This is a genomic window from Hymenobacter amundsenii (assembly GCF_002204745.1).
GTDB classification, from domain to species: Bacteria; Bacteroidota; Bacteroidia; order Cytophagales; family Hymenobacteraceae; genus Hymenobacter; species Hymenobacter amundsenii.
This window is the reverse complement of the sequence record NZ_NIRR01000001.1, coordinates 233,625-247,409: the sequence shown is the minus strand read 5'-3', so window position 1 is coordinate 247,409 and position 13,785 is coordinate 233,625. Positions and strand designations below refer to the sequence as shown.

Annotated in this window: 5 protein-coding genes; all 5 read right to left on the bottom strand. The window is 61.5% G+C overall.

The features are described 5' to 3' along the window. Positions 1-28: 28 nt before the first annotated feature. The gene (sov, locus tag CDA63_RS01100) at positions 29-7,567 is read right to left on the bottom strand and encodes a T9SS outer membrane translocon Sov/SprA (RefSeq protein WP_242434508.1); all 7,539 of its coding nucleotides are present in this window, start codon (positions 7,565-7,567) and stop codon (positions 29-31) included. 94 nt (positions 7,568-7,661) lie between these two features. Beyond that, on the bottom strand, positions 7,662-8,267 hold the full coding sequence (ruvA, locus tag CDA63_RS01095) for a Holliday junction branch migration protein RuvA (RefSeq protein ID WP_088462595.1): 606 nt from the start codon (positions 8,265-8,267) through the stop codon (positions 7,662-7,664). Positions 8,268-8,500: 233 nt separating this feature from the next. After that, positions 8,501-10,777 carry an NADP-dependent malic enzyme gene (locus CDA63_RS01090; protein ID WP_199797475.1) on the bottom strand — a complete coding sequence of 759 codons (2,277 nt, stop codon included), beginning with the start codon at positions 10,775-10,777 and terminating at the stop codon, positions 8,501-8,503. A 158-nt stretch (positions 10,778-10,935) separates the two neighbouring features. Further along, positions 10,936-11,529 carry a hypothetical protein gene (locus CDA63_RS01085; RefSeq protein ID WP_088462594.1) on the bottom strand — a complete coding sequence of 198 codons (594 nt, stop codon included), beginning with the start codon at positions 11,527-11,529 and terminating at the stop codon, positions 10,936-10,938. A gap of 244 nt (positions 11,530-11,773) precedes the next feature. Then, positions 11,774-13,672 carry a LysM peptidoglycan-binding domain-containing protein gene (locus CDA63_RS01080; protein WP_088462593.1) on the bottom strand — a complete coding sequence of 633 codons (1,899 nt, stop codon included), beginning with the start codon at positions 13,670-13,672 and terminating at the stop codon, positions 11,774-11,776. Positions 13,673-13,785 lie beyond the last annotated feature (113 nt).

Here is a 13,785-nt window from a genome sequence, read left to right as displayed (position 1 = left end):
AGGCCACTGCTTCTCCCTGCTTCAGGCCTTATTGCGACAGGCTGTAGCGGAGCTGAATGCCGGCTTCGGTGGACGTGTTCTTGAAGGCGTTCTGGACCCGGGGAGTGGTGATGTTCTGGGTGAAGAAGAACTGCAGATTCAGGCGCTGGTTGAGCACGTAATCGACGGTGGGGCGCAGCTGCATCTGGCGGGTGCCGCTCACAACCCGGCTCGACGCCCGGCCCAGACTGCGCGGAATAGCCGTGGTTTCTTCGGCTGGGTTCACCACGTCTACAATAGCCCGCTGCACGGCGTAGTTGTCGCTGATGCTTAGGTCGAGGCGGGCGTTGAGCTCGTTGCGCAGCACCCGCTGCTCGCCCCCGATGCGGAAGGGCAGCTTGAACTTGTTAGTGGCAAAACCCACCCCGATAACCATATCGTTGCGGCGCAGCTCGGTTACCTGGGCCACCACCGGGTTGAGGCCGATGGTGCGGTCGATGCGGTACTCCAGGCGGCCCGTGAGGCGGCCGGTGGTCTGGAAGTCAACCCCAATCAGCGGGGCCAGCCGCTCGGCAATCGAAGTCTGGCCCACGATGTAGTAGGGCAGGAAGTAGGAAATAGCCGGCCCGCCTGGCGTGCTGGCGGTGGCCGTATTGACTTGCAGGGTGTTCAGGCTGGGTCGCTGGCTATAGGTAGCCGACGTGTTGTAGCCCGCGATGGTGTACACCGAGCTATACACATGGTTGAGCCGGAACGAACTGAAGTAGCGCTGCACGAAGGGCAGCTCCGAGAGGCCGTTGTAAGTGATGTTCCAGTTCGGAATCGGGATCTTGATGGTCGGCTCGAACGTCTTGGCCGAGTAGCCGGCCGACGACTTGCCCCGGTAGGCATCAAGGAAAGCGGGCAGCAGCACGTCCTGCGAGTTGTAGCCGAAGTTGCCAGCGGGGTTATTGCCGGCCGTGGCCGCCTGCAGCTTACCCTGCACTGCCTCCCGGTTGTCGAGGAAGCGGTTGAAGGACTTCGACGTTTCGCCATTGTCGCTCAAATCGCCGAACAGCGTCTGGATGGAAATGAACGAGATGCTGAACGTGCCCGAGCCCAACTGGCTGCTGGCTGTTGGTCGATCTGAGATAGGCTCGAAGTTGTCATTGACCAACGTGCGGTAGAATACCTGCCGGCTGCTGACCGAGTTTTTGCGGGCATCGAGCTGGATGTTGAAGTCGCGGATGGGCTCCAAGGTAGTGCGTAGCGTCAGGGCTTCGGTGAGCAGGGAGCTCAGGGCCGTATTCAGGTACTCGCTGTCGTTGGTGTACCAATTGTTGTTGTAGGCCTTCTGAAACAGATTGTCCAGCTCGCCATAATCGCGGTACTGCTGGCCCAGGATGAAGCCCACGCCGGGGGCGTTGAAGCCGTTGTCGAAGCCCAGGAAGCGGGTGCCGGGCAGGTAGCCGGGCAGTAGCGTGCCGTTGGAGCGGGTGTAGGTGAAGTTGAGCGAGCGGGCCGTCATCAGGGAGCGAAGCACCGCCTTGAGCACCCGCAACTCGGGGCCCTTGGCCGAGTCGGCGGCGGCTACTTCGCCGGGCGCGGGTTGGGGCGCATTCGGGTCGACCTGCGCTTTGGGCTGGGGCGGCGGCGCGTTGTTGATGATGTTGAGGAAGCGCACTTTGTTGTAGAGCTTCACCAAGTCAATCTTGCCGTTGGTACTCACCTCCCGGTTGTTCTCAATGGTGTTGCCCAGGTTCAGCGGAATGGTGGCCGTATCGGTTGGCATGCCGGGGTTAGCAGGCTTGCGCAGGGCCGTGGAGGCGGCCAGCCAGCTATACGTGGCCGCGTAGCGGGCATCGGCCGAAAGCCAGTCGGTGAGCGGGAACTTGTCGAGGGGCAGGCGGTAGGTGGCGGCTACGGTCTGGTTGAAGTTGATGGTCCGGCCGCCCTGGAGTAGGTTGTCGCGCAACTGCTGGCGGTTGCGCTGGGCCTCCGGCGAGTCGCCGATGGTCCGGCCCCGGCCTTCATCTACCGACGAGCGGTTGGTGGCCGTGTAGTCGAGTGCCAGGGCCTTGGTCAGGTCCCAGCGCAAATCGTAGATGCGGCTCAGGAAAAACGACTTCTGGAACACGCCCGGAATGTCGCCCCGCACGGGTACCTGGCCGGGCTCCAGCGTCCGCTGCAAAAACCGCTCGTTGTAGCGCCGGTCCAGATCGGCCCGGAACGAGAAGCGCGAGGGCAATGGCGTGAAGTTGACTTCCTTGAAAATAGCCAGGTAAGGCGAGTCGAAGGCCTTTATTTTGGCCAGCGGCGTGTAGTTGCGGGGCGTAGCCTGGTATACGTAGGCCAGCGCCCCGGTATAGGTACGGGTGTAGTCGCGGTCGGTGCGGATGTCGGTGTGGTTGCGCTCGGTGATGGAGTAGCTCAGGGCCACGTTTTCTATGTCCCAGGGGCGTACTTTTTTCTCGATGTTGGTGCGCTCCTTGCGGGCATTAAGCACCGAAAGGCTGCGCTGGCTGGTCTGGTCGATAACCTCCTTGCGGTAATCAGCCCGCTCGTCGGCGTTGTCGAACTTGTCCAGGCTCTGTTCGAGGCGGGTGTCGGGGTCGAGCGGGTCGTACTTGGGCGCCCGGGTTTCGATACCGGCCTGTAACAGCACCGGCAACCGGATGCCAGCCGCTTCGGGGAAGAACTTGCCCGCCGCCACCGTAGCATTCACGTCGCCGCGACTGATGTTGTCGATGGAGCGCTGCTGAGGCCGGTCCTGCAGCCCGCCGAAGCCAGTTGTAATGTAGCTGCCCGTGGCCGTGATATTGGCCACGTCGGCCAGCTTAGCGTTGAAGCGGGCGGTAGCGGCCCAGCCGCTCTCGTTCTCGAACTCCGCCACCCGCAGCTCATCGGCCCACAGCGTAAGCGACTTGCTGGCCCCGTCGTTGCGCGGGTTCAGGATACCAATCATGGCACCCTGCACCGACGACAGATCGGGGTTGCCAACCACCGTAATCCGGGAGCCGTCGGCGAAATTCACCACGAACGGCGTGTTGTAATCGATGCCCGACGTAGCCTGGGCATTGCGGGCGGCCTTGGCATCAATGAACTTCTGGAACTCCAGGTCTACCCGGTTGGCCACCGGCCACACTTCATCTACGGTATAGTTCTGGTTGGCGGCAGTGGGCTGGCGCGTTACCTGCAGCGGCAGCGAATACTCGTAGTAGTTCTGGGTGTAGTCGGTGCCCAGGCGCACGAAGCCGCGCACGTCCCCGTCCTCTAAGTTGCGGTCGAGGCTTTCGGCGTGCAGGTACAGCTTAAGGCGCTTGTAGCGCAGCATATTCAGCGTCAGGTTCTTGTAGGCGGCCTTGGCGAAACCGTCGCGCAGGTTACCCACCACTAGGCGCAGGCTCTGCTCGTTCTGCTGGCGGTTGGTGGTGCTGGAGCCGTACTCCTTGTCGCGCCGGATGTTGGGCGGCAGCAGGTACGGAATGGCGGGGTTGCCAACTGTTGCGGTGCGGCCATTCTCCTCAATGCTCACCGTCGAAATGCTGAACTCGTCGGCGTCGGTGTCGGGGTTGAGGATACCACCGGGCTCGGCCAGCTTGGTGAGGTAGCGCCGCCACTGGTTGGCCACGAACTGGGGCTGCACCATGCGCAGCACCACCGGCTGCTGCCAGCCCGTGAGGTACATGCGCAGAAAGCGGATGGATTTAAAGCCAAACTCCTGGCCCCCGGGCGTGCCCACGGCCTTGTCGTACTGGCGAATCGGAATCCGGAACTGGTACCAGCTCACGGGCTCCTTGTTGGTGTCGTCGTTGGTGTTGGTTACTTTATCAACGATGTAGTTCTGGCCGATTTCCAGCGAGCCGGGGCGCAGGCGCATCCGGTACTCGTAGTAGCGCTCGGTTTCCGACAGCACGTTGTCGCGGTTCAAGTCCTCCTTGTCGGGGTAGGCCGTCGAGCTGAGCTGGCTGCCCTCGGGCGAGTTGCCCTGCGTGCCGTTGTAGTCCTTGTAGCGGGCCAGTACCTTGGCTCCAGCCTGGTCGTAGCTTGGGTCGAGGTGGTGGCGGAAGTTGTCGGCGGCCGGGTCGGCTACGCCCGTGTAGCGGGGTTCGATGCCTTGCTCGCCTGTGTCGTCCACGCCATCGAGGCCCACGTCTTGGCGGGCCCGGGCGCCAGGTGTGGCACTGAAGGCGTCGGTCAGGAAGGGCAGCTTCGATACCCGGCCCCACACGGTGGGCGCCGTGTCTTGTTCCAGGTCATTCGCATCGGCCGGAATACCGTTCTCGAACTCGTAGCGGCTGTTGTCTTCCAGCACATCTTCCGACACCGCGCCCAGGTTCACATATAGGTCGCCGCCGGTGTCGTTGTTCAGGTTGTGGCCGTCGTTGTCGGTAATCTTGCCGTTGTCGCCGGGCAGGAAGGGGTCCATGAGCCAGAATTCGAGGTACTCCACGTTGGAGTTGTCGAAGTCGGTATCGAAGGTGATTTCGCGGGAGATGGCCGCCTGCCGGGTCTGGTTGGCCACCGCCGAGGGGTCGGCGAAAAACGTGGGCCGGCCCCGGTCGAAGTCCGGGGTGTAGTTGTACTGGCCACGCTGGTCGGGGTAGTAGGCCAAGTCGAAGGTCGTCTCGAACGAGTTGCCAATTGCGCCCACGTCGCGGTTCGGGAACACCTCCGTGCGCTTGATGCCGCGCACGTAGTGGTTCTTCAGGTCGGCCACCCCAATGTTGTTGGGCTTGCTCTGGCCGTTGGTGTAGTAGGTCTGGTCGACGGTGTACCAAGCCAGCTTGGCCCGGTTGTAGGCGGTAGCCAAGCCCGTGTTGTTCCCGCGCAGCGGCAGCGGGGTCGAGCCCAGCCGCCAGGTCACCGAGGCATTCAGGCCGCCCAGCGTGTAGGGGGTGCGGGCGTTTTCGAAGTCGTCGAGGTACGACACGCCGTTTTCGCCCCCAGCGTCGCCCGAGCCTAGCTTGCTCTGGCTGGGCAGCAGTTGCGCGAACTCGCCGCTGAACGACACGGTCGAAATCTCCTTGGTCGTGATGAAGGGCAGGGCGTTGAGGTACTTGGTAATGGCCCGCGACTCGCGGCGCATGTTCACGTCGAAGCCGTAGATGGTGTTGTTGCCTGGCTCATCGCCGATGTTCACGCGGTTGATGCCGGGAGCCTGGTTTTCGCGCAGGTGCAGCACTGTGGCCCCAAAGTTCATATCCGACGACACCCGGTAGTCGAAGCGGGCTCCGAGCAGCTTGCGGGGCTGCACCTGCACCAGCGCGTTTTTCTCGAACTCTATCCGCAGCTCGTTGGCCGAATTTAGGTAGGCCGGGTTCAGGATTTTCACCTTGGCCTGGTCGTAAAACACCTGGTAATCGACGCCCTCCTGGAGCAGCGTACTGCCGGCCCGCACCCGCACCGAACCCTCGGCAATGCCGATGCCGGGCAGGTTAATCTCATCGGTCGATACGGCCTGGAAGCGGCCTTTCAGGTAGAACTTGTCCTTTTCCTGGCGCTGCTGGGCGTCGCTCTGCACTTGGTTGTACAGCTCGCGGTACACGTACTTGTCAATCAGTTCCGGCTCGGCCGTGCTGTCGAACTTGGCGGCCAGGTACTGGCCGAAAGGCTCCACTTCCGGGAAAATAATCTTGCCCAGCTCCGTATCAATCGTGATGCCGGGGAAGAAGTCGAAGTTGCCGTCGGGGTTCCGGTCGTTGTTGGGGTTCACGTTGTCGAGGTTGAAAACCTCAATCAGCGGCTTGTTCTTGATGTTCAGGCCTTCCTTGAGCGAGATTAAGTCAACGCCCGTTACATCATCCTTGTAAACGATCTGGAGCAGGAAGTTGTCGCGGTTGAGCTGGCTGGCATTCAAAGGATAGATGTTTTTCATCATCAAATCCCAGGTCGGCAGGTTGCCGGTGCGCAGGTTAGGGTTGTTGGTAGCGGGGTTGGGGTTGAACCGGGGCAGGTTGACGCTCGGGTCGTTGAAGTCGACCAGGCCCACGGCCGGGTTGGTGGCCTTGAGCATCTTGAGGAAGACCACCTGGTTGTTGCCCACCTGCGAGTAGTCGTTCTGGATTTCGCCGACCGTATAGGTCTTACCGTTGTAGATGTACTGGTACGACACGCCCAGCACCTGCTCGGGCAGCAGTTGCGTGTTGAGCGAGAGGTAGCCCAACTGAGCGTTGTAGGTGTATTCGCGCGGGTCGAGCTTACGGGCCCGCACGTGCTCAAAGTCCACGTTTTTCACCAGCTGCAGGTTGTCGCGCAGCAGGTTATCGATGGCGATTTCGTCGCGGAACCCCGGCAGGCCCTGGATGGTGGCCAGCTCCGTGTTGGCGGGGTTGTCGGCCAGCAGGGGTGGGGTGGGTTGCAGGAATTTCTGCCGGTACACGCGCCGGGGCTCGGCCACGTCCATGAGCGTGATGACGTTGCGCAGGTTGTCGCTCTGGCGGTTGTCGTTGGTCACCCACACTTCGAGGTAGGTGATGTTCACGCCGCTCTGGATGGTGGGCAGGTTGCGCAGCGAGGCGTTGTACCGCTCGCGGAAGGTTTGGTTGAGGAAAAAGTGGCGGTCTTTCTCGTACTGGCTGGCTTTGATTTCGAAGGGCCGGCTCTGGCCTCCGTTCTGGATGCGTACCTCGTCGGCCTGGCCGCGCAGGGTGCTGGCCAAGGCCGTAACGCCCAGGCGCCCAAACTGGAGTTGGGCTTTCACGCCGAACAGGTTCTGGCCGCCAGTGATGAGCGAGTTGTTGAGCGGCAGGCTCACGTTGCCCAGCTCCACTTTGCGGATAATATCGGTATCGAAGCCCGTGTAATCGAGCTTCATGTTGTTCTCGAAGTCGAAGGCGGCGCGGGTGTCGTAGTTGAACGTTAGGCGCAGCTTTTCCCCAATCTGACCACTCAGGTTGAGGTTCATGTTCTGGTCGAACTGGAAGTCGCCCACTTTCTGCTGGCGCAGCGTGAGGGTGGGGTTGCGGTTACGGTTGCCCCGGTAGCCCATCCGAATCGTGACGGCCCCCTGGGGCCGGATATCGACGTAGCTGCCCCCAAAAATGCGGTCGGCCATCGGGCCTAGGTAAATCTTCGGAATCAGGCGCCGGTTGTCGGGCTGGTTAGGGTCGCCGGCCACGCCGCCGCCGCCGGCCCGCTCCCGGAAATAGTCGCGCACGGCCTTGCGCTGCTGCCAGCGCGAGTACTCCTCGAACGTCATGCGGCTCGGGTCGCGGTAATCGAAGTCGGACCCAATGCCCTCGCGGATATCGAAGTTCTTCAGGCTGTCGTCGGCCTGCACATCGAGCTTCACGTTGTCGGGCAGGGGCAGCACCAGGGGAGAGGAGCGGCGCTGGGTCGAGAAACGGGAGCCGCGCCGGTCGTTGGGCGCTACCCGGGGGCGGGTGCCGGGCTGGTAACGGGTGGTATCGGTGCGGGGCGTATCGGCCGCCAACGCGAAATCAATCCCGCGGGCCGGCCGTGAACCAGCCGACAACCAGCCGGTCCAGAGCTGGCGCATGGCAAAGGGCGCGGCCCCGCCGGCCAGCGGCATGGCCTGGGCCCACCAGGCTACCAACGATGCCAGGGCTACAAGGGAGGTAGCAGAGAACTTCTTACCGGTAGTCAAACGTCAATATCGGTCGAGAGGAGGAGGGGAGTGGTTGTCAGTTGCTCGTTATTGGGAACTTGCCCAAACACTGACAACCAGAAGCCAGAAAGGCCTAATTAGACTTAAGAGCGAATTTAATCAATTCCTCTACCGTCAGGTCGTTGCCGTGCTTGCGCTGGATTTGGTCGAGCGACTTTTCGGCCGCCGCCCGGGCGAAGCCCAACATCACTAAAGCGGCTAACGCCTCGGCCCGGCTCGTATTGTGCGCTTTGGCCAGGGGCACAGTATCAATGCCGGCTTTGGCCAGCAACTCGTCCTTGCGCAGCTTGTCTTTGAGCTCCAGAATCACGCGCTGGGCCGTTTTGGGCCCCACGCCCTTGATGCTCTGGATAGCCCGCACATCTTCGTTGACGATGGCCAGCCGGATTTCCCCCACCGACATCGACGACACCATCACGATGCCCGTGCCCGGCCCGATGCCCGACACCGAAATTAGCTGCATAAACAGCGCCTTCTCGTTGGGGTCAAGAAACCCGTAGAGCGTCTGCCCGTCTTCCTTGATGTGCTGGTAGGTGTAGAGCTTGATTTTTTCTTCCTCGGCTGGCAGCTTGGCGTAGGTAGCCAGCGAAATCCGAATTTCGTAGCCGATGCCGTTTACATCCAGAATAGCCTGAGCCGGATCTTTATAAGCGAGTTTACCGTCAACGTAAGCAATCATGCGAGCAGAGAGTAGAGTAGGGGTGGAATCGGCGCAACGCGGCCGTAGCCGGTTTGGTGCCAAGTTACACACTCCTTTTCGACCCGCGTGAAGTGAGGGTGAAGCAAGTGGGGAAGGGAGAAGTAAGAGGTGTTGCAAAGGACCATATTAGGGATTAGAAGAGAACGTCATTCCGAGCGAAGCGAAGAATGACGTTCTCTTCTAATCCCTAATCCCTAATCCCTAATCCCTGCCTACAGTCCTTTACCGCCGGGCTGCTGGGCATCGACCACGGCAATGGCGGCCATGTTCACGATTTCGCGCACCGAGGCGCCGAGCTGCAGGATATGCACCGGCTTGCGCATGCCCATCAGCACCGGCCCGATGGCCTCAGCACCCCCAATCTCCTGGAGCACTTTGTAGGCAATGTTGCCGCTGATAACGTTGGGGAAAATGAGCGTGTTGGCTCCGCCCTTGGCCGCCAGGGGCGAAAACGGGTACTGCTCCTGCAGCAGTTCGGGGTTGAGGGCCGTGTTGGCCTGCATCTCACCGTCGAGCAGCAGGTCGGGGTAGCGGGCTTTGGCTTGGTCGGTTGCGCGGCGGGCCTTGTCGGGCAGTTCGCCGGGGTTCGAGCCGAAGTTGGAGTAGCTGATGACGGCTACCCGGGGCTCGGTATCGAAGAACTTCACGGCCCGGGCCGTCAGGCCAATGATATCGACCATTTCCTCGGCCGTGGGGTCGATATTCACGGTGGTATCGGCGAAGAAGAACGGGCCCTTGCGGTGCTGAATGATGTACATGGAGGCCACCCGCTTAGCCCCCTCGGCCACCCCAATCACCTGGAGCGACGGAATGATGGACTTGCCGTAGTCCTTACTCAGACCGGTAATAAAGGCGTCGGCCTCGCCGGTTTCGAGCATCATCGAGCCGAAGTAGTTCCGCTCGCGCAGCAGTCGGCGGCCCTCGTAGAGCGTGATGCCCCGGCGCTGCCGCTTCTGGTAGAACAACTCGGCGTACCGCTCGCGGCGCTCTTCTTCGCGGATGATGTCGATGATTTCGCAGCCCTCCAGGTCGAGAGAGGTTTCGGCCGCGATGCGCTCAATCTTGTTGCGGTTGCCCAGCAGAATGGGGAAAGCAATGCCCTCTTCGCGCAGAATCTGGGCCGCTTTAAGGGTTTTATAGTTGTCGCCCTCGGCAAATACCACCCGCTTAGGGTTGCTGCGGGCCGCCGACGTAATGCGGTTCATCAGCTTCTGGTTCACACCCAGCCGCGCCCGGATATCGTCCTCGTAGGCCAGCCAGTCGGTGATGTGCACCCGGGCCACGCCGCTTTCCATGGCCGCTTTCGCCACGGCCGGGCTCACGGTGGTAATCAGGCGCGGGTCGAGGGGTTTGGGAATGAGGTAGGTACGGCCAAACGACAGCGTGTTGTCGCCGTAGGCGCGGTTCACCATCTCGGGCACGGCCTCCTTAGCTAGGTCCGAAAGGGCCTTCACGGCAGCTAGCTTCATGGCCTCATTGATTTCAGTGGCCCGCACGTCCAGCGCACCCCGGAAGATGTAGGGGAAGCCCAGCACGTTGTTCACCTGGTTGGGGTGGTCGGTGCGGCCGGTGGCCATAATGATATCGGGCCGGGTGGCCATGGCCAGCTCGTAGGGAATTTCCGGGTCGGGGTTGGCCAGGGCGAACACGATGGGGTCGGCGGCCATCTTCAGCAGCAGCTCGGGGGCCAGCACGTTGCCCGCCGAGAGGCCCAGGAACATGTCGGCCCCCTCCAGCGCTTCGGCCATGGTGCTGATGGGACGCTCGGTGGCGAAGAACATTTGCATATCGGCCAGGTCGGTGCGCTGGGGCGTGATGAGGCCGTCCTTATCGAACACCACCACGTTCTCGCGCTTCAACCCCAGGGCCAAGTACAGGCGCAGGCAGGATATGGCCGCCGCCCCCGCGCCGCTCACTACCAACTGAATCTCCTCAATCTCCTTACCCACTACTTCCAGCGCGTTCAGCAGGGCCGCCGACGAGATGATGGCCGTGCCGTGCTGGTCGTCGTGCATGAGCGGGATGTTCATCTGCTCGCGCAAGGCCGTCTCAATCCGAAAGCACTCGGGCGCCTTGATATCTTCGAGGTTGATGCCGCCGAACGTGGGCTCCAGCGACTTCACAATGCGGATAAACTCGTCGGGGTCGGTGGCGTCGATTTCAATATCGAAGCAGTCGATGCCCGCGAATTTCTTGAACAGTACGCCCTTGCCTTCCATCACGGGCTTCGAGGCGTCGGGGCCGATGTTGCCCAGACCCAGCACCGCCGTGCCGTTGCTGATAACGCCCACCAGGTTGCCCTTGGCTGTATATTTATACACGGCATCCTTATCGGCAGCAATTTCCTTGCAGGGCTCGGCCACGCCCGGCGAGTAGGCCAGCGCTAAGTCGAGCTGGGTACTGACGGGTTTAGTGGGCACCACTTCAATCTTGCCAGCCGGGGTGCGGGAGTGGTAATCGAGGGCGTCCTGCTTGTTTATTTTCAGCATGAGAAAGGGCAGTAGGTTGGTTTCCGGGGAAAGGACAAGGAAGCAAGATGCGGCAAAATGAGCCAGCTTCAAAGGTACAAGCCCTATTCGAACACGAAAAACCCCGAACCGGGTAGGGTTTGGGGCTTTTCGGTTCCGGGGAACATGAGCAGCGGAAGCTACGGGAGCAGTGGGATTTCCTGGAAGCTGCCGTGCACCCGCAAGTCGCCCAAGCGGCGGGAATCGGGGCTAGAGTCGAAATTGGGCCGGAACGTGAAAACGTCGCGGATGCCGGCCGCCTTGATTTCGTAAGTGCCGCTGATAAGCTGCCGGGCAGCGTCGTAGGCCGTGATGACGAAGGAGCCGCTCAGCTGGTTTTGGTTGCTGCTTACGTAGTTGTCCGTGTTTTCCTTGATGGAACTGTAGCGAAAGAAGGTGGTCTGCACGTCGCCCTTGCTGGCATCGGGCTGGGAAGCCAACGAATAAGTGCCAACCAGGCCGGGCTTTTGCTGGCTTTTAGCCAGCACGAATACCACTTTATCGGAAGGCCCGACAGCAGGAAATGTATTGTTGAGCGTCAGGGTAAGCCGGTCGGAAGCCAGTTGTCCGGTTGGCTTATCGGCCAGGTAGCTTACCGAGCGCCCATCGGCAGAGCCGGCGTATTCAAAACCCACATTCAGGGTGGCGGCCTGGATGGGCGTCGCCGCAACAGAACCTGGAGTAGGGTCGCAATCTTTGCTGCAGGAAGTGCCCAGCAGCGAAGTCGTGAGCATAGAGGCAAATAATAGGACACGGAGTGACATAAGCGGCAAAGTTGAGATTAAAGGATAATAGGCGGTTTGTAACAACCGTGCCAAAAAGAGCCAAAAAAGTTCCCGTTCAACTGTTTTTATATCTACAATTCAACTATAAACGCTCCTATTATAGGGGTAGAAGTGTTTCGGTCCGATTAGGTGACCACAAAAAAAGCACCCGTAGGTGCTTTTTTGCTTTGAATTAGTGCTTAGATACACCTACTCAGCCACCCACGACCAGCTTCTGCCCCGGCTGTACGGCATCCGATTTCAGGTTGTTAAGTTCCCGTAGGCGCTGCACCGTTAGGCCCTGGTAGCGGCGCGAGATGTTGTAGAGCGTGTCGCCGGGCTGCACCAGATGCAGGTGTGGAGCGGGGGGCAATGCCTGCGCGGTCGGCGCTGCTGCCGGACGGGCCACGCGTTGCGCTGGCGCCTGGACCGCGGCGGCTACTTCGCGGGTGGTTTCTACTAAATGGGCCACGGCGTCGGCGGCAGCGGCCTCCGGGCTGGGCTTCAGCGTTAGTTGCTGGCCGGGCTGCAGCACGTAGCTGCTGAGCTGGTTCCAGGCCTTGAGTTGGGCTACGGTCAGGTCGTTGGCAGTGGCAATCTTCTCTAGGAAATCCCCCGGCTTCACCACGTAGCGGCCCGGTACCGAATCGTCGTCGGCAATGGCGGCGGCCACTACGGCTGCGGTCCGGCGCACCGCGGCGGCTGGTTGGGCAGCAGCCAGAGCGGTGGCCGGGGCCTTAGCAGCCGGCTCGCTTACCGTCGGCAGCGCCCGGAATACCACCAGCTGCTGCCGGCCGGCCAACGAAGCACTCGTGCCCAGCTTGTTCCAGCGGCGTACCTGCGCCGGGCTGACATCGTAGCGGGCCGCCACCGAGTTCACCGTTTCGCCCCGCTTCACGGTATGACGGAAACGTTCGAAGCGCGGCGCGGCCGGGGCAGGACCTGTTGTTGTTGTCGTTGTCGAAGAAGCTGCCAGGCGGCGGCCGGGCAGCGGCATCGTGCCGTTTAGGGCCACTAAGCGCGGGGCTAGGGGGCGGGGCAAATCGGCCGGTGGGCGGCAGTAGTCAAACAGGGCCTCGCGGCTGGCCGTGGCAACCAGCGTGGCGCGGGCAGTGGCGGGCAATAGTAGGGTGTAGTTGCGGTAGCCGGCCGGCAGATAAGGCTTGCGCAGCTCCGGATTCAGGCGCAGCAATGCCAGCGAATCGGTGTAGCCGATGGCCTGGGCCAGCCGGGCCAGGTCGAAGGGCCGGCCGCCGAGCTGGAGCGTGTCCATGGCCTGGGCGTACTGGTAGTTGAGCGTGGGCGCGTGCAATTGGTGCTCCTTAGCGTACTTCATGGTATACATGATGGCCGTGAAGGTGGGCACGTAGTTGCGTGTTTCGGCCGGCAGGCTGCTGTGTACTTCCCAGTAGGTGCTCTTGCCGGTGCGCTTCATCACGCGCTGCATGTTGCCCGCACCCCAGTTATAGGCGGCCAGCACCATCTCCCAGTCGCCAAACACCCGGTACAAATAACGCAGGTGCTTGCAGGCGGCCTCGGTGGCCTTCTCGGGGTCCATTCGCTCATCCACCCAATCGTCGCGGCGCAGGTGCAGGTCGTTGGCCGTGGGGCCCATGAACTGCCAGAGGCCGGTAGCGCCCACCCGCGACTTGGCCGTCGGAATCAGGGCCGACTCTACCACGGCCAGGTACTTGAGGTCGAGGGGCATGTTATACTTGGCCAGATACTTCTCGAAGAGCGGGAAGTAGAGGTTCTCGCGCTCCAGTACTCGCTGGGTGTACGTCCGTTGCCGCTCTGTAAACAGCTTCACGAACGACATCACCTGCCCGTTAAAAACGTGGGGCGCATCGGTATCAAGGCAGCCTACCCGGTCGCCGACTAGGTCGCGCAGCTCGGGAGGGGTGCGCAGCCACACCAGCCGCGCCGAATCTAAGGGTGCCAAGGGCGCGGCCACCAGCGAATCGGGTTGTAGCAGCAGGTTCACCAGCATCGAGTCGGCGGGTTGGGCTGCCGGGGCCGCCGGAGCTGGCTGGGGCCGCCGCTGTGCCTGAACCGGCTGGGCCAGAACAATAGCCAGCAAAATAGGGACGGCAGCACGCAGCAACTTCTTCATTCGGACTCGGGAAAAGGACAACAACCGGCCGGGCCGGAACGCAAAACGCTGAGTTGAAACTCAGCGTTTTGCCAAAAATAACACAGAACATCAATAAAGCCAGCTTTTTAAGT

Coding starts and splice junctions, on each gene's coding strand:
- ruvA (WP_088462595.1), bottom strand. CDS start 8,267: ATGATTGCTTACGTTGACGGTAAACTCGCTTATAAAGATCCGGCTCAG.
- CDA63_RS01080 (WP_088462593.1), bottom strand. CDS start 13,672: ATGAAGAAGTTGCTGCGTGCTGCCGTCCCTATTTTGCTGGCTATTGTT.
- CDA63_RS01085 (WP_088462594.1), bottom strand. CDS start 11,529: ATGCTCACGACTTCGCTGCTGGGCACTTCCTGCAGCAAAGATTGCGAC.
- CDA63_RS01090 (WP_199797475.1), bottom strand. CDS start 10,777: ATGCTGAAAATAAACAAGCAGGACGCCCTCGATTACCACTCCCGCACC.